The organism is Sedimenticola sp. (genome assembly GCF_050289425.1).
Classification (GTDB): Bacteria; Pseudomonadota; Gammaproteobacteria; order Chromatiales; family Chromatiaceae; genus Sedimenticola.
Genome location: NZ_JBNKFS010000019.1, coordinates 23,862 through 45,367 on the forward strand (window position 1 = coordinate 23,862; position 21,506 = coordinate 45,367).

Genomic DNA, 21,506 nt, shown 5'->3' on the forward strand with positions numbered 1-21,506 from the left:
TCAATCCCCGAACATCAGTGCCGTTAAAATGAAATCCAGTCCCAATACCGCCAGCGAAGAGTGAACCACCGTTCGGGTGGTCGCCCGACTTACCCCCTCGGAGGTCGGGATCGCGTCAAACCCCTGGAATAGGGAGATCCAGGTGCAAACAAAACCGAACACCACGCTCTTGATGGCGCCATTAAAGACATCTTCATGCAGGTCGATCTTGGCCTGCATCTGCGCCCAGAATGCGCCGTCATCCACACCCAGCAGACCGACACCGACAAAATACCCGCCCAACACGCCCAGCGCACTGAATAGGGCAGCCAGTAGTGGCAGGGAGATAAAACCGGCGAAAAAGCGCGGCGTCAGCACGCGCCTTATCGGATCCACCGCCATCATCTCCAGTCCCGAAAGCTGTTCGGTGGCCTTCATGAGCCCAATCTCAGCGGTCAAGGCGGAACCGGCACGACCGGAAAACAGCAGCGCGGCCACCACCGGACCCAGCTCACGGACCAGGGAAGCCGCCACCATCACACCCAGGGTTTGTTCAGCACCGAACTGGGAAAGAATGTAGTAACCCTGCAGGCCCAACACCATGCCGACGAACAGGCCGGAGACGCTAATGATCAATATAGACAGCACCCCGACGGAATAGATCTGTTTCACCAACAGACCGGGCCTGGGCAACAGATCTGACACGCCGCGCAAAATCCCCAACAGCAGCAGATGCCCGCGACCGAGCCGTTCCAACACGCCAATGCCCACTCTTCCCAACTGCGCCAAACTGTTTAGCATGTCGCCTCCAACAGGTCCTGCTCCAGCTCCGCCGCCGGATAATGGAACGGCACAGGTCCATCTGCCAGTCCCTGCATGAACTGTCGTGTCCAGGCGGATTCGGAATTGATCATCGCCTCAGGTCTTCCCGACTCGATCACTTTGCCGTTGGAGATAACATATATAAGGTCGGCAATCGCCGCGGTCTCCTGCACATCGTGGGAGACAATAATACTACTCAGCCGGCTGGCGTCGTTGAGAGCGCGAATCAGCTCTACCAACACCCCCATGGATATCGGGTCCTGACCGGTAAAAGGCTCGTCATACATAATCATCATCGGATCCAGCACCATGGCTCGGGCTAAAGCCACCCGACGCGCCATACCCCCAGACAACTCACTTGGCATCAGGTCGCGCGCACCGCGCAGACCGACTGCCTCCAGCTTCAGCAACACCAGCTTGCGAATCATGGAAGGAGAAAGATTGGTGTGCTCCCGCAACGGGTAGGCAACATTGTCGAACACATTGATATCAGTCAGCAGCGCTCCACTCTGGAACAGCATACCCATGCGCATACGCAACCGATAGAGATCCCTGTTTCCCAGCCGATGAATGTCCTGACCATCCACATGGATGGTCCCGGCAGACGGTCGCAACTGTCCGCCGATCAATTTCAGCAGCGTGGTCTTTCCCGTGCCACTGGGACCCATGATAGCGGTGACTTTTCCGCGCGGAATATCGATATCCACGCCATCGAATATGACCCGATTACCGCGGGAAAACCGCAGTCCCCGGATACTGACTAGCGGTACCGGCTTGTCACTCGAATCCACCATATCTGAACCACGCTCCAACTGCCCACTCCTTGACACTTTTTGCCCGCCAATACAGGCAAAGGGGGCATTCTCACCTTTTGGAATCGACAGCGTCAAGCCTGATCGGTTTCCCTATCGCTCTAACCCGGCTAGCAGTTGCCAGAGAACCCCCGTCTCTCGCATCACCTGAACCTCCGGCGGCTCTCCCGTGACAAACAGCCGGATACAGGACAACGGGGTAGATTGTTGAATGAGCGCACCCAAAACCCAACGCAGACGCTTCAGATCACGCCCCACAGAGCTGGGCACAAGCAAACACCACACCTCGCCATCACGCGCCAATTGAACCTCCGGATCCATCGACGTCAGACCGGTCCGTGCGGCCAGAAACCGCGCCTCTCCCAGCAAGACCCGCAACGCATCTTCCGCTCGCGACGAAACTGCCGACCAGGAGACAACGCCGGCCAACCGCTCACCCAACGCAGAGACGCCCCGCTGTAACGGCGTCAACGCTCGTCCATCATCCATATCCAGTCCGGTGACATCCAACACGAAGCGAAAACCATCCGGGACATCATCACGCCAATCGCAAAACTGTTCGGTACGCCCAGCCATCCAGACAGCCGCCGGCAGCAGCAATTGTGGAAATTCGTTGGCATAGTAAGTCAGCCGCCACTCTGGCGGCAGGTCATCGGGATAGAACTGATCACACCATTCGGGGTGCTCCCAAGCCACAGCACCGACGATCAGGCACATCGGGCGTCACCTTTGATCAAAGCGTCCCGGAAACCTGTCGCGGAGTCGGATACTCTCACGTTAATCTTCATGCCAGCACCGTCTCACGCCGCTGCAACCAGGCCAGCAACATCAACCCCGGCAATGCTATCAAAGCGCAGAACAGGAAAAAGCTGAACCAACCCATCGATTCAACCATAAACCCGGTCGGTGCCGCCGCCATCACTCGAGGTATACCCATAAAACTGGTCAGCAGCGCATACTGGGTGGCGGTAAACCGCTGGTTGGTCAGGCTGGCCATAAAGGCGATATAGGCGGCGGTACCCATTCCCCCACTCAGGTTTTCGAAGGCGATCACGGCGGCCAGGCCACTCAGGTTATGGCCCCACAAGGCGAGCAGTGCAAATCCAGCGGTCGACACACCCTGCAAGATACCGAAGCTCCAAAGGGCGCGAAAGATGCCCAGGCGCAGGATCAGCACACCACCCAGCAACCCACCCAGCATCGTTGCGGAGAACCCAAACAGCTTGACCACCGTGCCGATTTCGCTCTTGCTGAAACCGATATCCAGATAAAACGGTGTGGTCATGTGCTGCGCCATCGTATCGCCGATCTTGTAAAGCAGGATAAACAGTAGAATCAGCAAGGCATCACGACGACTAAAATATTCGATAAACGGTTCAATCACCGCTTCGCGAAGGGTCCGTGGCTGGCCCTGAGGCTCATCCGGCTCGGGAGAAAGCAACGTGGTTGCCAACCCCACCAACATGACCCCGGCCATGATCAGGTAGACCAGGCGAAAACTGATGTAATCCGCCATGATCAGTCCGCCACCGGAGGCGAGCAACATCCCCAACCGATAACCATTGACATAAAAAGAAGCCCCCAGCCCCTGTTCCTCATCCAACAAGCTCTCCCGCCGATAGGCATCCACCACAATATCTTGGCTGGCGGAAAAGAACGCCACCAGAAGGGCCGCCAGCGCCAATGAGAGCGGGCTGGTCGCAGGCCGGGAAAAGGCCAGCAGCACCAGCGAAAGGATCAGCACCAACTGGATCAGCAACAACCAGCCGCGCCTTCTTCCCAGCGATGAAGGCGTATAGCGGTCAAACAGCGGCGCCCAGAGAAACTTAAGGGTGTAGGGCAACCCAACGAAAGCAAACAGTCCGATAGTGGACAAATCTACCCCCGCATCGTTCATCCAAGCCTGCAACAGAGAACCGGTAAGCAGTAGCGGCAAACCACAGACAAAACCGAACAGCACATGCACCAGCAGACGGCCACTGGTCAGGACTTTCAGCATATCCACTACGGAGAGATTCACTATCGCTACAACCCTGTCGGCGACCGAGTCCGGCCCACTGCCGTTCCCGGCAAAGCGCAAAGTATAACCCAGCCGGAGGCGGATATCGGAAAGAGCCCTTGCATATTGCAGCCGCTGCACGGAAAATTCGCACGACCATTCCGGGAGTAATCATGCAAGACTATCAACGCGACTTTCTCGACTTTGCCCTGAACGTTGGGGTGCTACGCTTCGGCCAGTTCACCTTGAAATCCGGCCGCATCAGCCCCTACTTCTTTAATGCCGGCTTATTCAACAGCGGCGCGAGCCTGGCACGACTGGGCAAATTTTACGCCCAGGCGATCGTCGATTCCGGCATCGCTTTCGACGTCCTTTACGGCCCGGCCTACAAAGGCATTCCCCTGGCAGCCGTGACGGCCGCCGCGCTCTACGACCATCACGGCATCGACATCCCCTACGCCTTCAATAGGAAAGAGGCCAAGGACCATGGAGAGGGAGGCAGCATTGTCGGCCATCCATTGCAAGGTCGTATCATGATTATTGACGACGTCATCACCGCCGGCACCGCCATCCGCGAATCCATGGATATCATCCACGCCCAAGGAGCAACACCGGCCGGGGTGGTGATCGCCCTGGACCGTCAGGAGCGTGGGACCGGGGAACGGTCCGCCATCCAGGAGGTCGAAAATGACTACCGGATGCCGGTGGCGGCAATCGTACGACTGGAGAACCTGGTGGAATATCTGGCCGGGAAACCGGACGCCGCCGATTCTCTGCAGCAGATCCAGAGTTACCGCGACCAGTATGGCGTGTGACCGGATTGACTTTACATAACACTTAATCTATCTGATAGTGCACGGAAACCAGAAACGACAATCCCATAGCAGAACCCCAGGCAATATGATCAGAGCAAAGCGACTATCTAACCTAATCGTGGCCACCGGCCTACTCCTCGCCAGCCAGGTCGAGGCGGGTAAGATCTATCGCTGGGTTGACGAAGAAGGCAACGTCCACCTCTCCGACAAGGTACCCGCTGAGCAGGTCCGAAACGCCCGCACCGAGCTGAGTGGAAGCGGACGCGAAGTGGAGAAGATCCAGGCTGCCAAAACCGAAGAGGAGATCGCCAAGGAGAAGGAGCTTGAAAAACTGCGGGCGGAGCAACAGCGATTGATCGAGATACAGCGCGCAAAAGATCAGGTGCTGTTACGGACATTCCGTACGGAAGACGATCTGCTTATGGCGCGCAACGGCAAGCTGGCGGCAATCGACTCCAACATCCACGTCATCCGCGGCAACATCCGCCGCATGAAGGGCCATCTGGCGGAGATGCAACAGAATGCGGCCTCCATGGAACGACAGGGGCAACGACTGTCGGAGAATCTGCTCAAGGACATTGAAAATACACGCGCACAGTTGCGTGACAGCTACACCACTATCATCCAGAAAGAGCAAGAGAAAGAGGCCATCCGCAACAGCTCGGCTAAGGACTTGGCTCGTTTTCGCAATCTGAAAAACCTGCGTGAAGAGAACACCGGCTCACCGCTCGATCAGGAGAAGACGGCCTCACTGCTGGACACCGTGGTCGTCTGTCAGGATGATCAAGCCTGTGACATAGCCTGGAGCAAGGTGGAGGAGTACGTCAGGAAATACGCCACCACCCGACTGCAGATGCTTAGCGACAGCATCATTATGTCGGCCGCGCCGCTGAAAGATGAGGACATCAGTCTCACCGCCTCACGCATCCGTTTCAAGGACAAACCCGGCGCCGAACTGTTCATGGACCTGCAGTGCAAATCCTCCCCCCGCGGCATCGATCTCTGTAAAACCGACGAGGTGGAAAAAATCCGCACCGGTTTTCGCAACTACCTGACGGAGTCGATCCGCTGACAAACCGACGACCTTATCCCTCTATACGAAACAGAGCTCGTTCCAATATCGCCCACTGAGCCTCCCAGCCGTTCACCGGTGACTCGCGGAAGCGGGTACGCAGAAACTGATGCATGCGCCCCTCAATCAGTGACAACATCAGGGCCGCACCACTTTCGGCATCCACGCAGACGCTATCGTCCCGCATCCGCGACTCGCGTAAAACCTGCCGTAACTGGGTTTCCAAGCGGGCAAAAAACTGCTCCACCCGCTGGTGTAACCGCTCGGTCTCACCGACCAGCGCATCACCCAGCAATACCCGGGTGATCCCGGGATTGCGCTCGGAGAACGCCAATAACAGATAGAGTAAGCGGGCACAACGGCTGCGCGTCTCCTTCTCGCCCTCAAGGATCTGATTGATACGGGCAAACACCGACTCTTCGGCAAAGCCGATCAGCCCCTCAAACATCTTCGCCTTGCTGGCGAAGTGCCGATACAGAGCCGCCTCGGAGACACCCACCGAACGGGCCAACACCGCCGTGGTAATACGTTCGCCCGGGCTACGCTCCAATTCCGCTGCCAGTGATTCCAGGATCTGCTGTTTGCGGGACACTTTCTGGTTCATACGCGCCGTCTCAGCGACGCTTGATCAGGGTGCCGATACCCTGGTCAGTGAACAGTTCCAGCAGTACCGCGTGCTTAACCCGGCCATCGACAATAACCGAGGAGTTCACCCCGGCATTGACCGCATCCAGGGCGCAACGGATTTTCGGCAGCATACCGCCGTAAATGGTGCCGTCTCCGATCAGCTCATCCACGCGACCGGCCGTGAGACCGGTTAGCAGGTTCCCTTCCTTGTCGAGCAAACCCTGGGTATTGGTCAGCAGGATCAGCTTTTCCGCCTGCAGCACTTCCGCCATTTTGCCGGCCACCAGATCGGCATTGATGTTGTAGGAGTGGCCATCTTCACCCACACCGATGGGTGCGATTACCGGGATAAAATTACCGCCGACCAGCATATCCACCACGGCCTTGTTGATGCTCGCCACCTCGCCCACATGCCCCACGTCGATAATCTCCGGTGCCTGCAGCTCAGGGGAAGTCCGTTTAAGTATCAATTTGCGGGCGTGGATCAGCCCACCGTCTTTGCCGGTCAAACCCACGGCGGAACCGCCGTGCTGATTCAGCAGATTGACAATCTCTTTATTGACTTGGCCGCCCAGCACCATCTCCACCACATCCATGGTTTCACTATCGGTGACGCGCATACCCTGTACGAATTCACTCTCCTTGCCTAACCGACCCAACAAATTGCCGATCTGCGGCCCGCCACCATGCACCACCACCGGATTGATACCGACCAACTTCATCAATACCACATCCCGGGCAAAACCATCCTTGAGGTCGGGCTCAGTCATGGCATTACCGCCGTACTTGATCACCACGGTCTTGCCGCGAAACCGCTGGATATAAGGCAGCGCTTCGGTCAATACGTGTGCAACATTGCTTGCCGATTCAGGGGTTAAACTCATGCTACATTCCGTCTCTCAATTCAATCAAAAATGCCGACCCAACCGGCGTATCAATGACTGCCGACGGATACCACTTGGGCATAACGCACCGCCGACAGAAAGCTTAACCCAGGTTAAAAGGGGAGTTCCAATCCGGGATCAACGCGCAACAACCACTGCTGGAACGCTTGCTGGATACGCCGTAATGCCGCCTCGCTGTCCGCCTCGAAGCGGAAAACCACCGACGGCGTGGTATTGGAGGGTCTGACCAATCCCCAGCCATCCTCGAATTCAACTCGCAACCCATCGATGTACAGCACCTTGGCATCGGCAAAATCCACCTGCTCGGACAACTTCTCCATCAAGGCGAAATTAGCCCCTTCCTTGTCGAAGGTAAGATTCAGTTCCGGGGTCGAAACGCTCTCGGGAAGACTGTCGAACACCTGGGTAACCGACATCGGTTCAATGGAGAGCAGCTCCAGCAATCTGGCGCAGGAGTATAACCCATCGTCAAATCCGTACCAGCGCTCCTGGATAAAGATGTGGCCACTCATCTCTCCCGCCAGCAGCGCACCGGTTTCCCGCATCTTGGCCTTGATCAGGGAGTGTCCGGTCTTCCACATGATCGGACGCCCGCCACAGGAGAGAATTTCATCGGCCAGGTGGCGGCTCGATTTCACATCGTAAATCACATCGCCGCCCGGCTGGCGACTGAGCACATCCCGCGCCAACAACATCAGCAGACGATCCGGCCAGATAATTTTTCCATTACCGTCAACCACACCCAGGCGGTCACCGTCACCATCAAAGGCGACACCCAGATCCGCCTTGCGTTCGCGCACCGCCATAATCAGGTCTGTCAGGTTCTCGGGCTTACCGGGGTCCGGGTGATGATTGGGGAAATCGCCATCCACCGAACAATAGAGCGTCGTCACTTCACAGCCCAGTGCCTGAAACAGAGCAGGCGCCACCACGCCGGCCACCCCATTGCCGCAGTCAATCACCAGCTTCAACGGACGACTCAACTGCACATCCCCCACTACGCGCTCAATGTAGTCGGGGAGCAGATCCTGGCTATGCAGCGCTCCCTTTCCCGTCAGAAAATCCTGGCGCTCGATGCGACGCTTGAGTCCGGTGATGGCGTCACCGGAGAGGGAGGCGCCATTGATGACAATTTTCAATCCGTTATATTCGGGAGGGTTATGGCTCCCGGTAATCATCACGCCACTCTTGCTGCCAAGAAAGTGGGTGGCAAAATAGAGGACCGGCGTCGGCACCATGCCGATATCCAACACATCCCGCCCGCTGGCCATCAAACCTTCGCTCAAGGCATTGCTCAACGCGGTGCCGGAGTGCCGGCCATCGCGGGCGATAATGATCGTCTGCTCGCCCTTCTCGTAGGCTTCACTGCCGATAGCGCGCCCCAGTTCATAGACAATCTGCTCGGTCAGGGTTTCACCCACCACGCCGCGGATGTCATAGGCGCGGAAAATAGAATCCGGCAGCGAATCCAGCGATCCATCATAGGAACCGGTATCCAACTCCTCCAAACTGTCCAAAACCTCCAGCTCCGGCATGCCCAAATCGGCCGGAGGTTTACTCACCGCCGGCTCCTCCGCCGCCGGTTTTCTACTGGCCTGGTGCCAGACTTGCCTAATCAGGCCAAATACATGACCAAACTCTTCCAGCTTGGGAGGGTTGATCCGTCCCACCGTGCCACTCTTCAGCGCCTCGACCAGACCAAACATCGATTCCAGATCGCTGTGCAAGGCCTGCTTGAAATGCCGCGCCTGGAACGCCAGTACGACAGCAATCAACAAGGCAGCGACCAACAGAACAGCCAACGGCATAATCTGCGCCCCATCTCCCCATGCCACGGCAGGTGCAACATAGCCGACACGCCAAATAGTACCCGCAATGGCCAGGGTTCCAGACATCTCAGCCGAAGACGGCCCAACAGCCGCCAGCACCACCGGAGCCCCTTTCACCACTTGTTGGAGTTCAACTCGGCCAGACAAGCCCTCCATACCATCCAGGGTCTGCCTTAAAGCAGCGAAAGGATAGGCCACGTGCAACACCCCGACAACGGGACCGCCATCAGCCGCTACTACAGGGACTGCCAGGGCAACGTGCTGCTGAGCCTTGCCGAACAGGTGGACCTCTGCGGGTGTGGCCTGGCCACTCCGTTCGGCATTACGCAAGATATCCAGCGACGCATAGCTGAATGGTGGTTTGGCATCCGGTTCCAGCTGATCCCAGCCTTTCGGTAACAGTCGCACCCGCAAAGCATCGGGCATGAGTTGCTGTAGACGCTGCTCCTGACTACCTATCTGCGCGACATCCTCACTCTGCAACGCCCCCCGGACAGCCGCATCTTTTGCCAAACCGAGCAACAGGCCACGGCGGATCTTTTCACGCTCCGCAATCCGGCCGGCAAGCGCGCCGCCAACCTGCTGCATCTGCACCAGACCGAGCTCTCGATCCCGCTGCACCTGAAAGTACAGGATGGCAACGGCGGCGGCCGCAATGATTACCAACGACAATAATAGAGCCACGTTAAAATAGCGGCTGGCACTGCCCACACCGGCTACCACCGTGGTTTTTTTATCTGGAACGTCACTCCCTTTCGGGCTATTTTTTTTTCGTTTTAGCATAAACACATCCCTGACTTCCCCCACCACAGGTATATACCACTGCACTACCCCAGATTCGTCTACTACTGCTCGACCGTACTACATCATCGATACACCAGTAAGCAATTCCAAACGGCCTGAATGCGATCAGTGTCTCCCTGAGTGGCCAAAACCACCACTGCCCCGATCGGACTGCTGAAACTCTTCCACGATCTCAAACTCGGCCCTGACTACCGGAATAATCACCAGCTGCGCGATTCGCTCACCCACCTCGATCAGAAAAGGTTCACTACCCCGGTTCCAGCAAGAGACGAACAACTGTCCCTGATAATCTGAATCGATCAGTCCCACCAGGTTGCCCAGCACAATGCCGTGCTTATGGCCCAACCCTGAACGAGGCAAGATCACCGCTGCCAGCTTGGGATCCTCTACATGGATAGCCATACCGGTGGGAATCAGGTGTGTCTCTCCCGGCGCAATCTCCAGCGGTTGTTCCAGCATCGCACGTAGATCCATACCGGCCGATCCCTCGGTGGCATAAGCTGGCAACGGGAAAGCATTCCCCAGACGCGCATCAAGAATTTTAAGTTGTATATCTGTTTTCATAAATTATTATCAATTAGCTACGATTATCGTGAGGGATGGCGGGCAGCCAGATAACGCTCTGCGACCACCGCGACCAACCGCTCTGCCAACTGCCTTTTGTCGGACATGGGCAACTGCTCGCGCCCCCCTTCCCAGAGCAGAGTCAAGGCGTTTTCATCCCGCTCGAAACCGCCCTCCGGCGCGCCGACCAAGTTGGCCGCAATCATATCGATTCGCTTCGCGATACGCTTCTTTTCGGCGTATCCCTCGGGATCCTGGGTCTCGGCCGCAAAACCGACCGTGAACGGTGCGGCGGGACGCGCCGCCACCCTTGCCAGTATATCGGGGTTACGGACCAGCCGGATTTCCATCTCATCGTTATGTTTTTTAATTTTTTGATTGGCGATGCGCTCGGGACGGTAATCCGCCACAGCGGCACAGCCGACAAAAATATCACAACCGCCGACCCGGTCCATCACCGCCTGCTCCATTTCACAGGCGGTCTCTACGTCGATACGATCCACGCCGGCTGGCGTGGCCAGCGCCACCGGTCCGGCGACCAACTCCACCCGGGCACCCGCCGCCACAAAGGCCGTGGCCAGGGAAAATCCCATCTTACCGGAGCTCCGATTGCCGATAAATCGGACCGGGTCAAGCGGTTCGCGGGTCGGACCCGCCGTGAGTAAAACCCGAACACCGTCCAGCGCCCCTGGTGAGAAGTGTGACTGCACTCGATACAGCAAGGCTTCCGGCTCAAGCATACGGCCTGGCCCGGTTTCACCACAGGCTTGATCGCCGGATGCCGGACCCCAGAGGACGATACCACGCTGCTGCAGACGCATGACATTGTCCTGCGTCGCCGCGTTTTGCCACATCTGTTGATTCATGGCCGGCGCCAATGCGATCGGCGCCGCAGTGGCCAGGCAGAGCGTGGCAAGCAGATTATCGGCGAAACCGCTCGCCAGCCGCGCCATAAACCCGGCGCTAGCCGGCACCACCAGCACCATATCAGCCCAGCGCGCCAATTCGATATGCCCCATAGCCGCCTCGTGGGCCGGGTCAAACTGATCCTGGCGCACGGGACGCCCGGATACGGCTTGCAGAGTCATGGGCGTCACGAACTGACTGGCCGCACCGGTCAATACGACCTGTACTTCGGCACCCGATTTACCGAGCAGACGCACCAACTCTATCGCCTTATAGGCGGCGATACCGCCGGTAATCCCAAGTAAAATTCGCTTTCCAGCCAGTCCATTCATAAAGGGTGTCGGTCTCAACCTGGTTTATGTGGGTATTTAGAGCGTCAAGATTAACTGAATGAAGGAGCATCTGGAACCCGCATTGCAATGTTGATATGATTTTATTGCCTACTACGACAGGGAGGTGCGTATGGCAATTACCGACTGGCCAGCCGATGAGCGGCCGCGAGAAAAACTGCTACAAAGGGGTCCAGGCGCCCTGACCGATGCGGAACTGCTGGCCATCTTCCTGCGTACCGGGGTGCGCGGCAAGAGTGCGGTAGACCTGGCCAGGGAACTACTCGACCAGCACAAGGGACTGGGTAACCTGTTGGCCGCCGATCAGGAGAACTTTTGTCGCAGCCACGGATTGGGAAATGCCAAATTCGCCCAACTTCAGGCCGTGTTGGAGATGAGCCGTCGCCACCTGCGCGAATCACTCGACCGGGTCGACGTACTGACCAGCCCTCAGCAGGCACGTAATTACCTGCAATCCCGTCTGCGCAACTACCCCTATGAAGTATTTGCCTGCCTGTTTCTGGATAACCGCCACCGGGTGATCGAGTATGAGGAGCTGTTCCGGGGTACTATCGACGGTGCCAGCGTACATCCCCGGGAGGTGATTCGCCGTGCCCTCAGCCACAACGCGGCCGCCCTGATCCTGGCACACAACCACCCTTCCGGGGTGGCGGAGCCGAGCCAGGCCGACAAAACCATCACCCATCGACTCCAGTCCGCGTTGGCGTTGATAGATATCCGGCTGCTGGACCACATCATTGTCGGTGGCGATCAAATCACCTCGATGGCCGAATTGGGTGAAATCGGGTAAATACAGTACATAACACGTTGAATTAACAGCATTCCAAGATCACCCAAGATGGCTCAGAATCCTCCCAGGTAAAAAAACTCGCAAAGAAAAACTTGTAACCGAAAAACCTTTTTGCTATAAATCCGCCTCTTCACCCCAACGGGGGTATACACAGATTTCACAGCACCCTGAAAATCAGGGTCGCAAAAACAGGTTTTTCGAGGATTTAACCATGTCCAGAGTGTGTCAGGTTACGGGCAAGCGTCCTGTGACAGGGAACAATGTTTCCCACGCCCACAACAAGACCCGTCGTCGCTTCTTGCCTAATCTGCATCAGCACCGTTTCTGGGTTGAGAGCGAGAATCGTTGGGTTCGTCTGCGCGTCTCCGCAAGCGGCATGCGCATCATTGACAAAAAGGGTATCGATGCGGTCCTGACCGACATACGTGCCCGTGGCGAAAAGGTCTAAGGAGACAAGACCATGCGTGATAAAATAAGACTCGTATCCAGTGCCGGCACTGGGCACTTCTATACCACCACCAAAAACAAGCGCAACATGCCTGGTAAAATGGAGATCAAGAAGTTTGATCCTAAAATCCGTAAGCATGTAATGTACAAGGAAGCCAAAATTAAATAATCCGGCTCCTTGACGCCGCTGCCGCGCAACCTGCCACGACACCAAAAAACCCGCCGACGCAGGCGGGTTTTTTAATGCTACATCAACGTACCTGCCCTGGCATGGCTAGCCTCTCGAGGTCGACGCCCCGCCAACCTGACACTCGACAACAAATCAACTTGCGCCCTCTGATTCGCGCCGGTAGGTGGTACCCCGACACTGGGAACAGGGTGGAATATGCCCCGCCTTGTGGAAATGCAACGCCTTGCCACACTCCTCACAGACCAGGGTGCCGGGGCCGGTGATCTCACCGGTACGATACACCGCCGCCTGCCGCGCCTGATTGGCGAAGCGCTCCAGTTCCAGCCGGGTCCGGTCAGCAACCGTCGCAAACATCTCCATCAGACGCCCCTCAATCAGTTTGACGTCGAAGCGGAACCACTCTCTGAACTCTTCACCGGTCTCGACCAGAAAATGGGCCGCATCCTTCATGTCGCGCTCAACGTAGGCAGCAATTTTCTCCGCCTCCTCACGGGTCAGTTCGTTCAGCTCAACCGCCTTTTCACGGGCCGTCTCAAGACTTTTCTTCAGGGTGGGCAGTGTATTCTTCTCCGCCTTGCCGATGACATCATCCACATACTCCAGCATGCGTTCATAGGCATCCACCATGCGTTCAACAGGATCTTTCTCGTCTTTATTGGTCATCACGCATCCCTAACTGCAATTGGTAAAATCGAACAGGCTCTCGCACATCCCTGTACTTCGCATTATGCGCTCGTCCCTGTACAAATCCCTTTAATTACTTTGTACACCAAGTTCCACAGAACACAAGGCGGCAGACGCGGTTTATTCACCTTTAATTGTCCTTTTCCATAAAAAGGGGCCTCTTCAGGAGGCGGGAGTCAACGATATACCTTCATGTCTACCCTGCCGTAAGGTATCCTTGCTAGTTTCAACCTGAAATTAATTGGCAACCCCACCCTGACAATGAAAGAGACTTATACCCCGGCATCCATCGAGGCTGAAGCCCAGCAGCACTGGACAGAAAATCGCAGCTTCCAAGTCACCGAAGATCCGTCCAAAGAGAAGTACTACTGTCTCTCCATGTTCCCCTATCCCAGCGGCAAGCTGCATATGGGGCACGTGCGCAACTATACCATCGGCGATGTGATCACCCGTTATCAGCGCATGCTGGGGAAAAATGTACTGCAACCGATGGGCTGGGATGCCTTCGGTCTGCCGGCGGAAGGGGCCGCCATCAAAAACAAGATGGCACCGGCCAAATGGACCTATGCCAATATCGACTATATGAAGAACCAGTTGCAGCAGTTGGGCTTCGGCTACGACTGGAGCCGCGAGCTGGCCACCTGCAAACCGGACTACTACAAGTGGGAACAGTGGCTATTTACCGAGCTGTACAAGAAGGGGCTGGTTTACCGCAAGAACTCGATCGTCAACTGGGACCCGGTGGACCAAACCGTACTGGCCAATGAGCAGGTTATCGACGGTCGCGGCTGGCGCTCGGGAGCCCTGGTGGAACGACGCGAAATCCCCCAATGGTTTGTCAAGATCACCGATTACGCGGACGAACTGCTGGAAGAGCTCGAGCAGATGGAGGATTGGCCGGAACAGGTGCGTACCATGCAGCGCAACTGGATCGGCAAGAGCTACGGCGTACGCTTTGCCTTCCCCTACAACCTGGATGACCAGGACGAGCTGTTGTGGGTCTACACCACCCGGGTAGACACCATCATGGGTATCACCTTCTGTGCCGTGGCTGCGGAGCATCCGCTGGCCCAACACGCGGCCCGCAACAACCCGGAATTAGCCGCCTTCATCGAGGCGTGCCGCCAGGGCGGCGTGGCCGAAGCCGATCTCGCGACGATGGAGAAAAAAGGCGTACCGACCGGCATTTCGGTCACCCACCCCCTCACCGGCGAAGCGATCCCGGTATGGGTCGGCAACTATGTGCTGTGGGGCTATGGCGAAGGCGCGGTCATGGCGGTTCCGGCCCATGACGAACGCGACTTCCATTTCGCCCAGACCTACGGCCTGGAGATCCGCCCGGTGATCCAGGTGGAAGGCGAAACCTTCTCCATCGACGCCTGGCAGGAGTGGTATGCCGACAAGGAGCGCGGCGTCTGCGTCAACTCCGGCAAGTATGATGGCCTGGATTACAGTGCCGCGGTGGATGCCATCGCCGCCGATCTGAATACAAAGGAACTGGGCGAGAAACAGGTACAGTACAGGCTACGGGACTGGGGCGTTTCTCGCCAGCGCTACTGGGGCGCACCGATCCCGATGATCCATTGTGACAAATGCGGCATCGTGCCGGTCCCCAAAGAGCAACTGCCGGTGGTGCTGCCGGAAGATATCGAGTTCGACGCCACCGGCGGTTCGCCGATCAAAAAGATGCCCGAGTGGTACCAGACAAGTTGCCCGGAGTGCGGCGGTGCAGCCGAACGCGAAACCGACACCTTTGACACCTTTATGGAGTCGTCCTGGTACTTCGCCCGCTATGCCTGCCCGGACGCCGATGACCGCATGCTGGACGAACGGGCACGCTACTGGCTGCCGGTGGACCACTATATCGGCGGCATCGAACACGCCATTCTGCATCTGCTGTACGCCCGCTTCTACAACAAACTGATGCGGGACGTGGGACTGATCGACAACAGTGAACCCTTTACCAAGCTGCTGACCCAAGGCATGGTGGTGGCCGAGACCTACTATCGGGAAGAACAGGATGGCGGAAAAAGCTGGTTTAATCCGGCGGACGTGATCACCGAGACAGACGACAAGGGCCGGGTAATCAACGCCAAACTGGCGGCAGATGAACAACCGGTCAAGATCGGTGGCATTGAAAAGATGTCAAAGTCGAAAAACAACGGTGTCGACCCCCAATCCCTGGTTGACCGTTTCGGCGCCGATACCGTACGTCTCTACACCATGTTCACTTCACCGCCGGACCAGTCGCTGGAGTGGTCCGACGAAGGCGTCGAGGGGGCCAACCGCTTCCTACGTCGGCTCTGGGCGCTGGCCTACAATCAGCAGGCGCGAATTACGGGGGCCGGCGACGACCTGAGCGGACTGAATGACGACCAGAAGGCTGCCCGACGTGAAATCCATGCCGCGCTGAAGCAAGCCTGTTTTGACTACGACCGGCAGCAGTTCAACACCGTCGTGTCGGCCGCCATGAAGATCACCAACACCCTGTACAAACTGGGCGAGGAACCGGCTGACGACCGCCTGTTGCGCGAAGGGATCAGCATCGTGCTACGCCTGCTCGGCCCGATTGCGCCCCATATGGCGCATCATCTGTGGCGCGAACTGGAATTTGGCGAAGAGATACTCAGTTCGCCCTGGCCACAGGCAGACGAGAGCGCACTAATCCAGGACAGCATTCAATATGTGGTACAGGTGAACGGTAAAGTGCGCGCCAAGATCGAAGTCCCTGCTGGCGCAGAACAGTCCGCGATCGAACAGCAGGCCCTGGCCGACCCCAACGCACGCAAGTTTATTGGGGATGCTCCGATTCGAAAAATCATCGTAGTACCCAATAAACTGGTTAATATCGTTGCCAAATAAGATTGAGGAGAGCAGACCGCGTCTGCAGAATCAGGAGAACAACATGATCGGCAAAAAACTTCTCAGCCTAGCGCTACTCGTATGGACGCTATCCCTGCTGCAGGGCTGTGGGTTCAAGCTGCGCGGCAGCGTGGATCTCCCGAGTCATATCGGACCAGTGTATATCCAGGGCCTGGGTGAATATGACCTGCTGCGAAGAGAGCTATCTCAAATGCTCAGTTTCAGCGATATACCCGTAGCCAAGGATGCCAAAGGGGCCAGCAGTATCCTGACCATCAGCAACCGCGCCAGTGACCGGCGAGTCATATCGGTGGACGGAAACGGCAATGTAGCCGAGTACGAACTGCACGAGGGGGCGAAGTTCTCCCTGAGAGGCACCGATAAGCGTGAACTGGTCAAGGAACAGTCGGTCAGCGCCATCACCACTTACCTGAACAGTGAAACCCAGGTACTGGGAAAGCAACAGGAAGAGGGTACCTTGCGCAACGATCTGCAGCGTGACCTGGCATCCCAGATCATGCGTCGCCTGCAGGCACAGCTGTAACCGGCCAAACCATGCGAGTCCGTTCCCACGAAGTACTAACCCACATCCAACGGAATGGGATGGCACCGATCTATGTGATCAGTGGCGACGAGCCGCTGCAGATGAATGAAACCGCCGATGCGATCCGCGCCAGCGCCCGGGCCCAGGGATTCAGCGGTCGGGATGTACTGGAAGCGGGCAGTAAATATGATTGGAATGAGTTGACCGCCGAAGCCAACAGCCTGTCGCTGTTTGCCGAAAAACGGATCATCGACCTACGTATCCCCTCCGGCAAGCCGGGGCGGGACGGCGGCAAGGCGCTGGCAGAATATGCCGAGCGCCCCCCTGAAGACACCCTGCTACTGATCACCCTGCCCAAGCTCGACAAGGGCCAGGCCAGCAGCAAGTGGCTCAAGGCACTGGAGACCCGCGGGGTATTCATCCAGATTTGGCCGATCGAAGGCCAACGCCTACACCTCTGGATTGAGCAGCGCCTGCGCCAGGCCGGTCTCACCCCCGGCCCCGAAGTGGTGGCCATGCTAGCCGAGCGCATCGAAGGTAACCTGCTGGCGGCCGCACAGGAGGTCGACAAACTTAAACTGCTGCACGGCAGTGGCGTTATTACGCTGGAAAACCTGCAGGAGTCCGTGGCGGACAGCGCGCGCTACGATGTCTACGGGTTGGTGGATGCCGCCCTGGAAGGCCGGGTCGGCCGTACCGTTCGCATGCTCAACGGTTTGAAAGCGGAAGGCACCGCCGCGCCGGTGGTGCTGTGGGCACTGGCGCGGGAAACACGCACCCTCTGCTCCCTCGCCCAACAGGTGGCACAGGGCCGCTCGCCGCAACAGGTTGTCGCCGGCGCTCGCGAAGTTTGGGATAAACGCAAGCCGCTGGTGAGCCAGGGATTGCAAAGATTGAATCTCCGCCAGTGGCGCCAATTGATGCAACTCTGCAGTCTCACCGACCGCGCCATCAAAGGGCAGGAACGGCAAGACCCCTGGTTGCTGCTGCAACGTCTCTGTACCGGCATGGCTGGGGCTCCGCTGCTGGACGGATAACCGGCGACATAAATGCTCACCCAACCCTCGTGCAATTTGTTAGACTGCAGCTAGTTTCCATCACACACCGACCATTGTGAACCGTATGTCCAGCGAAATCATAGACATCGCCGCCTACATGACCGATCTTGGCCAACGCGCCAGGGCGGCGTCACGGCGCCTCGCCGCCGCCTCTACCGGCAGTAAAAATGCCGCCTTGCAGGCGATTGCCGATGATATTGAAGCACACCGCGAAACCCTCATGGCAGAAAACCGGCGAGACATGGAAGCCGGAGCCGCCAAGGGACTGGACAGCGCCCTGCTGGACCGACTGGAACTGACTCCGGCACGTATCGACAGCATGATCGAGGGTATCCAGCAGATCATCGCCCTGTCGGATCCGATCGGCGAAATCTTTGACATGAACTACCGCCCCAGCGGCATCCAGGTGGGACGCATGCGGGTACCCCTGGGTGTGGTGGGCATTATCTACGAGTCGCGGCCCAATGTGACAGCAGACGCCGCCGCCCTGTGCCTGAAGTCGGGTAATGCTACCGTGTTGCGCGGCGGCTCCGAGGCTTTCCACTCCAACCAGGCGATCGCCGCCAGCATCCAGCGCGGGCTGCAACGCGCCGGCCTGCCAGGTGACGCCGTGCAGGTAGTCGCCACCACCGACCGGGCCGCGGTCGGTGCCATGATCACGATGCCCGAAGCGATTGACGTGATCATCCCACGCGGCGGCAAGAGCCTGATAGAGCGAATCGCCAACGATGCCCGGGTACCGGTGATCAAACATCTGGACGGCATCTGCCATGTCTATATCGACGACCAGGCTGATAGCGGCAAGGCTTTCGATATCGCGGTTAACGCCAAGACCCAACGCTACGGCACCTGCAACACGATGGAGACCCTGTTGGTGGCCGACGCCATCGCCGAGGATATCCTGCCGATGCTGGCGGCCGCCTTTACCGAACATGAGGTGGAGCTGCGCGGCTGTGAACGTTGCCAAGAGATCCTGGAAGAGTGTAATCCGGCCAGCGATGCCGACTGGGACACCGAATATCTGGGGCCGATCCTGTCGATCCGTGTTGTCAAAGGCTTGGACGAAGCGATCGAGCATATCAATGCCCACAGCTCCGGACACACCGAGTCTATCATCACCGAAAACTATACCCGGGCCCGCCGTTTCCTCACCGAAGTGGATTCCAGCTCGGTCATGGTCAACGCCTCCACCCGCTTTGCCGATGGTTTCGAGTACGGCCTGGGGGCGGAAATCGGCATCTCTACCGACAAATTCCACGCCCGTGGTCCGGTGGGACTGGAGGGACTCACCTCGGTCAAATTCATCGTGCTGGGCGATGGACAGATTCGCAGCTAACGGCTGGCTTCCCGCCGTGGGGAAGCCAACAAACACACCATGATTGGCATACTCGGCGGCACCTTCGACCCCGTTCACTACGGACATCTACGCACCGCATTGGACGTGCAGCAGGCCCTGGAACTGGAAGAGATCCGACTCATCCCGTTGCGGGATCCGCCGCATCGCAACGCACCGGCCCTTTCACCGGCAGACCGGCTGGCGCTATTGCATGCCGCCGTCGACGACAATCCGCTGTTTCATATCGACACCCGGGAGTTGGAGCGGCATGGAAAATCCTACACCCTGGATACCCTACAATCACTCCGGCAAGAGCAGCCCCTTCGCACGCTCTGCCTGTTGCTGGGCAGCGATGCCTTTAACAGCTTCCACACTTGGCATCAACCGGACACCATACTGGACCTCGCCCACTTAGTCGTGATGCAGCGCCCCGGCGAATCGGAACCGACCCGCTACCACGAACGCATCACCCATAATCCGCAACAACTCCGCCAACAGGCGTCCGGCCTGATCCTGCCGCTGCCGGTTACCCAGCTCGAGATTTCCGCCACCCGGATCCGCCAGATGCTGCAACAAGGCCGGTCCCCCCGTTACCTGCTGCCAGAGACTGTTCTCGAGCTGATCCGGCAACGGCGGCTCTATGAATCGAACTAAAACCGGTGACCCTGGCCGTTTTAATATAAAATTGATTAGCAGTAGTTATTTTCAACCATAGCGTAGAGAGATATGCAGACAGACAAACTTCGCGACCTCATCGTAAACACACTCGACGACATGAAAGCACTGGATGTTAAAGTGCTGGATGTCAGAGGCAAGACCAGCATCACCGACCTGATGGTCATTGCCAGCGGCACCTCCAACCGACACGTCACCTCCATCGCAGAGACCATCGCCTTTAAGGCCAAAGATGCCGGCGAAAACCCGCTTGGCATCGAAGGATTGAAAGAGGGCGAGTGGGTGCTGGTTGACCTCAACGGAATCGTGGTCCACATCATGCAAACCAAGGTCAGAGATTTCTACCAATTGGAGCGGCTGTGGGATATGGACAGCCCGGCAGACAGTGTCCAGAAAACGCATCAGCACTGACACGCCGGTACCGACCTCAACCCTACCCCCCAAGACCCAGCCCGATGGACCGCTTTGATCGCATCTTTGATCTGCATAAACTGCTGAGTGCCGCACGCTACCCGGTATCACGCCAACGCATTGAACAGGAATTGGAGTGTTCACGCGCCACCGCCAAACGCATCATCGAAGCGATGCGGCTCTATCTCAATGCGCCGATCAAATATAGCCGGGAACTGAACGGGTACTATTACGATCCGGATGAGGAAGGGATGTACGAATTGCCCGGCGTCTGGTTCAACAGCAGCGAACTGCATGCCCTGTTGAGTGTTCAGCAACTGCTGGAGAACGTTCAGCCCGGACTGCTGGAACAACAACTGGCACCGCTGAAGAACCGCATTGCGTTGCTCCTGAAGGCCCAGCACATGGGCGGCGAAGCCCTGTCGCAACGGATTCGCATCCTGCGTGCCGCTTCACGCCCGGCGGGCGAGCATTTTCAGATCATCAGCACAGCACTGGCACAAGGGAAACGTCTACAGATCAGCTACTATCAGCGGGCCAGCGACACCACTACCGAAAGAACCCTCTCCGCGCAACGCCTCACCTACTATCGAGACAACTGGTATTTGGATGCCTGGTGTCATCTACGAAACGGCGTACGCACATTTGCCCTGGACGCCATTGAGACGGCACGAATCACGACCCGGCCGGCCAAACGGTTGGCCGATGCCAAGCTAAACCAACATTTTTCAGCTGGCTATGGCATCTTTTCCGGCCAGGCGGAACAGACGGCCCACCTGCGTTTTCAGCCGCTACGCGCTCGCTGGATCGCCAAGGAGATGTGGCATCCGCAACAGCAAGGCCACTTCAGCGAAAGCGGCCACTATGAACTCAAGGTTCCTTATGGGAAAGAGGATGAGCTGGTTATGGATATCCTCAGATACGGCCCCGATGTCGAGGTGTTGGCTCCCGACGCATTGCGCCAGCGTGTACGGAATCAATTACAGGCAGCACTCCGTCTGTACCCGAAAAAATAAGCTACACAA

At 57.6% G+C, this 21,506-nt stretch carries 22 protein-coding genes; 12 read left to right on the forward strand and 10 right to left on the reverse strand.

From position 1 onward, the window contains the following. The 4 genes from mlaE to ACQY5R_RS13480 form a co-directional block, all read right to left on the reverse strand. The gene (gene mlaE, locus ACQY5R_RS13465; protein ID WP_428609356.1) at positions 1–780 is read right to left on the reverse strand and encodes a lipid asymmetry maintenance ABC transporter permease subunit MlaE; all 780 of its coding nucleotides are present in this window, start codon (positions 778–780) and stop codon (positions 1–3) included. Next, entirely contained in the window at positions 774–1,595 is an 822-nt protein-coding gene (locus ACQY5R_RS13470) for an ABC transporter ATP-binding protein (RefSeq protein WP_428609429.1), read from the reverse strand. Before ACQY5R_RS13470 ends, mlaE begins: the two co-directional genes overlap by 7 nt. A gap of 111 nt (positions 1,596–1,706) precedes the next feature. Next, positions 1,707–2,330 (reverse strand): hypothetical protein, encoded by a 624-nt coding sequence (locus tag ACQY5R_RS13475; protein WP_428609357.1) that lies wholly within the window; start codon positions 2,328–2,330, stop codon positions 1,707–1,709. Positions 2,331–2,397: 67 nt separating this feature from the next. Further along, positions 2,398–3,753 (reverse strand): AmpG family muropeptide MFS transporter, encoded by a 1,356-nt coding sequence (locus ACQY5R_RS13480; protein ID WP_428609359.1) that lies wholly within the window; start codon positions 3,751–3,753, stop codon positions 2,398–2,400. Between the two features lie 32 nt (positions 3,754–3,785). Here ACQY5R_RS13480 and pyrE point away from each other — a divergent pair, with 32 nt between their 5' ends. After that, on the forward strand, positions 3,786–4,427 hold the full coding sequence (gene pyrE, locus ACQY5R_RS13485) for an orotate phosphoribosyltransferase (protein WP_428609361.1): 642 nt from the start codon (positions 3,786–3,788) through the stop codon (positions 4,425–4,427). Positions 4,428–4,512: 85 nt separating this feature from the next. After that, complete coding sequence (locus tag ACQY5R_RS13490; RefSeq protein WP_428609362.1) at positions 4,513–5,499, forward strand: DUF4124 domain-containing protein; 987 nt, start codon at positions 4,513–4,515, stop codon at positions 5,497–5,499. Between the two features lie 13 nt (positions 5,500–5,512). On the opposite strand, the gene slmA is transcribed toward ACQY5R_RS13490, so the two are convergent. The 5 genes from slmA to coaBC all read right to left on the reverse strand — a co-directional run bounded on the left by slmA (position 5,513) and on the right by coaBC (position 11,466). Further along, positions 5,513–6,103 (reverse strand): nucleoid occlusion factor SlmA, encoded by a 591-nt coding sequence (slmA, locus tag ACQY5R_RS13495; protein ID WP_428609363.1) that lies wholly within the window; start codon positions 6,101–6,103, stop codon positions 5,513–5,515. 10 nt (positions 6,104–6,113) lie between these two features. Then, the gene (gene argB, locus ACQY5R_RS13500; RefSeq protein ID WP_428609365.1) at positions 6,114–7,010 is read right to left on the reverse strand and encodes an acetylglutamate kinase; all 897 of its coding nucleotides are present in this window, start codon (positions 7,008–7,010) and stop codon (positions 6,114–6,116) included. Positions 7,011–7,123: 113 nt separating this feature from the next. After that, positions 7,124–9,643: a phosphomannomutase/phosphoglucomutase gene (locus tag ACQY5R_RS13505; protein ID WP_428609367.1), complete on the reverse strand. Its 2,520-nt coding sequence runs from the start codon at positions 9,641–9,643 to the stop codon at positions 7,124–7,126. A 126-nt stretch (positions 9,644–9,769) separates the two neighbouring features. Then, complete coding sequence (gene dut / locus ACQY5R_RS13510) at positions 9,770–10,228, reverse strand: dUTP diphosphatase (protein WP_428609369.1); 459 nt, start codon at positions 10,226–10,228, stop codon at positions 9,770–9,772. A 23-nt stretch (positions 10,229–10,251) separates the two neighbouring features. Then, positions 10,252–11,466 (reverse strand): bifunctional phosphopantothenoylcysteine decarboxylase/phosphopantothenate--cysteine ligase CoaBC, encoded by a 1,215-nt coding sequence (gene coaBC / locus ACQY5R_RS13515; protein WP_428609370.1) that lies wholly within the window; start codon positions 11,464–11,466, stop codon positions 10,252–10,254. 130 nt (positions 11,467–11,596) lie between these two features. Here coaBC and radC point away from each other — a divergent pair, with 130 nt between their 5' ends. The 3 genes from radC to rpmG all read left to right on the forward strand — a co-directional run bounded on the left by radC (position 11,597) and on the right by rpmG (position 12,890). Next, on the forward strand, positions 11,597–12,274 hold the full coding sequence (gene radC, locus ACQY5R_RS13520) for a RadC family protein (protein ID WP_428609372.1): 678 nt from the start codon (positions 11,597–11,599) through the stop codon (positions 12,272–12,274). A 211-nt stretch (positions 12,275–12,485) separates the two neighbouring features. Then, positions 12,486–12,722 carry a 50S ribosomal protein L28 gene (gene rpmB / locus ACQY5R_RS13525; RefSeq protein ID WP_428609374.1) on the forward strand — a complete coding sequence of 79 codons (237 nt, stop codon included), beginning with the start codon at positions 12,486–12,488 and terminating at the stop codon, positions 12,720–12,722. Positions 12,723–12,734: 12 nt separating this feature from the next. Next, positions 12,735–12,890, forward strand: coding sequence for a 50S ribosomal protein L33 (gene rpmG, locus ACQY5R_RS13530; RefSeq protein WP_029133651.1), 156 nt, complete (start codon positions 12,735–12,737; stop codon positions 12,888–12,890). Between the two features lie 153 nt (positions 12,891–13,043). On the opposite strand, the gene ACQY5R_RS13535 is transcribed toward rpmG, so the two are convergent. Beyond that, on the reverse strand, positions 13,044–13,574 hold the full coding sequence (locus ACQY5R_RS13535; RefSeq protein ID WP_428609375.1) for a zinc ribbon-containing protein: 531 nt from the start codon (positions 13,572–13,574) through the stop codon (positions 13,044–13,046). A 282-nt stretch (positions 13,575–13,856) separates the two neighbouring features. Here ACQY5R_RS13535 and leuS point away from each other — a divergent pair, with 282 nt between their 5' ends. The 7 genes from leuS (at position 13,857) to ACQY5R_RS13570 (ending at position 21,497) form a co-directional block, all read left to right on the forward strand. Next, the gene (leuS, locus tag ACQY5R_RS13540; protein ID WP_428609377.1) at positions 13,857–16,457 is read left to right on the forward strand and encodes a leucine--tRNA ligase; all 2,601 of its coding nucleotides are present in this window, start codon (positions 13,857–13,859) and stop codon (positions 16,455–16,457) included. Positions 16,458–16,500: 43 nt separating this feature from the next. Further along, entirely contained in the window at positions 16,501–17,001 is a 501-nt protein-coding gene (lptE, locus tag ACQY5R_RS13545) for an LPS assembly lipoprotein LptE (protein WP_428609378.1), read from the forward strand. A gap of 59 nt (positions 17,002–17,060) precedes the next feature. After that, the gene (holA, locus tag ACQY5R_RS13550; protein WP_428609380.1) at positions 17,061–18,038 is read left to right on the forward strand and encodes a DNA polymerase III subunit delta; all 978 of its coding nucleotides are present in this window, start codon (positions 17,061–17,063) and stop codon (positions 18,036–18,038) included. An 85-nt stretch (positions 18,039–18,123) separates the two neighbouring features. After that, positions 18,124–19,395, forward strand: coding sequence for a glutamate-5-semialdehyde dehydrogenase (locus tag ACQY5R_RS13555; protein WP_428609381.1), 1,272 nt, complete (start codon positions 18,124–18,126; stop codon positions 19,393–19,395). 39 nt (positions 19,396–19,434) lie between these two features. Beyond that, the gene (gene nadD / locus ACQY5R_RS13560; RefSeq protein WP_428609382.1) at positions 19,435–20,049 is read left to right on the forward strand and encodes a nicotinate-nucleotide adenylyltransferase; all 615 of its coding nucleotides are present in this window, start codon (positions 19,435–19,437) and stop codon (positions 20,047–20,049) included. 72 nt (positions 20,050–20,121) lie between these two features. After that, a complete protein-coding gene (gene rsfS, locus ACQY5R_RS13565; RefSeq protein ID WP_428609384.1) occupies positions 20,122–20,481 on the forward strand; it encodes a ribosome silencing factor in 360 nt (119 codons plus the stop codon). A 44-nt stretch (positions 20,482–20,525) separates the two neighbouring features. Continuing rightward, a complete protein-coding gene (locus tag ACQY5R_RS13570) occupies positions 20,526–21,497 on the forward strand; it encodes a helix-turn-helix transcriptional regulator (protein WP_428609385.1) in 972 nt (323 codons plus the stop codon). Positions 21,498–21,506 lie beyond the last annotated feature (9 nt).

Excerpts from the sequence above, each read along its gene's own strand:
- mlaE (WP_428609356.1), bottom strand. The coding sequence starts at position 780 with ATGCTAAACAGTTTGGCGCAGTTGGGAAGAGTGGGCATTGGCGTGTTG.
- ACQY5R_RS13470 (WP_428609429.1), bottom strand. The coding sequence starts at position 1,595 with ATGGTGGATTCGAGTGACAAGCCGGTACCGCTAGTCAGTATCCGGGGA.
- ACQY5R_RS13475 (WP_428609357.1), bottom strand. The coding sequence starts at position 2,330 with ATGTGCCTGATCGTCGGTGCTGTGGCTTGGGAGCACCCCGAATGGTGT.
- pyrE (WP_428609361.1), top strand. The coding sequence starts at position 3,786 with ATGCAAGACTATCAACGCGACTTTCTCGACTTTGCCCTGAACGTTGGG.
- ACQY5R_RS13490 (WP_428609362.1), top strand. The coding sequence starts at position 4,513 with ATGATCAGAGCAAAGCGACTATCTAACCTAATCGTGGCCACCGGCCTA.
- slmA (WP_428609363.1), bottom strand. The coding sequence starts at position 6,103 with ATGAACCAGAAAGTGTCCCGCAAACAGCAGATCCTGGAATCACTGGCA.
- argB (WP_428609365.1), bottom strand. The coding sequence starts at position 7,010 with ATGAGTTTAACCCCTGAATCGGCAAGCAATGTTGCACACGTATTGACC.
- ACQY5R_RS13505 (WP_428609367.1), bottom strand. The coding sequence starts at position 9,643 with ATGCTAAAACGAAAAAAAAATAGCCCGAAAGGGAGTGACGTTCCAGAT.
- dut (WP_428609369.1), bottom strand. The coding sequence starts at position 10,228 with ATGAAAACAGATATACAACTTAAAATTCTTGATGCGCGTCTGGGGAAT.
- coaBC (WP_428609370.1), bottom strand. The coding sequence starts at position 11,466 with ATGAATGGACTGGCTGGAAAGCGAATTTTACTTGGGATTACCGGCGGT.
- radC (WP_428609372.1), top strand. The coding sequence starts at position 11,597 with ATGGCAATTACCGACTGGCCAGCCGATGAGCGGCCGCGAGAAAAACTG.
- rpmB (WP_428609374.1), top strand. The coding sequence starts at position 12,486 with ATGTCCAGAGTGTGTCAGGTTACGGGCAAGCGTCCTGTGACAGGGAAC.
- rpmG (WP_029133651.1), top strand. The coding sequence starts at position 12,735 with ATGCGTGATAAAATAAGACTCGTATCCAGTGCCGGCACTGGGCACTTC.
- ACQY5R_RS13535 (WP_428609375.1), bottom strand. The coding sequence starts at position 13,574 with ATGACCAATAAAGACGAGAAAGATCCTGTTGAACGCATGGTGGATGCC.
- leuS (WP_428609377.1), top strand. The coding sequence starts at position 13,857 with ATGAAAGAGACTTATACCCCGGCATCCATCGAGGCTGAAGCCCAGCAG.
- lptE (WP_428609378.1), top strand. The coding sequence starts at position 16,501 with ATGATCGGCAAAAAACTTCTCAGCCTAGCGCTACTCGTATGGACGCTA.
- holA (WP_428609380.1), top strand. The coding sequence starts at position 17,061 with ATGGCACCGATCTATGTGATCAGTGGCGACGAGCCGCTGCAGATGAAT.
- ACQY5R_RS13555 (WP_428609381.1), top strand. The coding sequence starts at position 18,124 with ATGTCCAGCGAAATCATAGACATCGCCGCCTACATGACCGATCTTGGC.
- nadD (WP_428609382.1), top strand. The coding sequence starts at position 19,435 with ATGATTGGCATACTCGGCGGCACCTTCGACCCCGTTCACTACGGACAT.
- rsfS (WP_428609384.1), top strand. The coding sequence starts at position 20,122 with ATGCAGACAGACAAACTTCGCGACCTCATCGTAAACACACTCGACGAC.
- ACQY5R_RS13570 (WP_428609385.1), top strand. The coding sequence starts at position 20,526 with ATGGACCGCTTTGATCGCATCTTTGATCTGCATAAACTGCTGAGTGCC.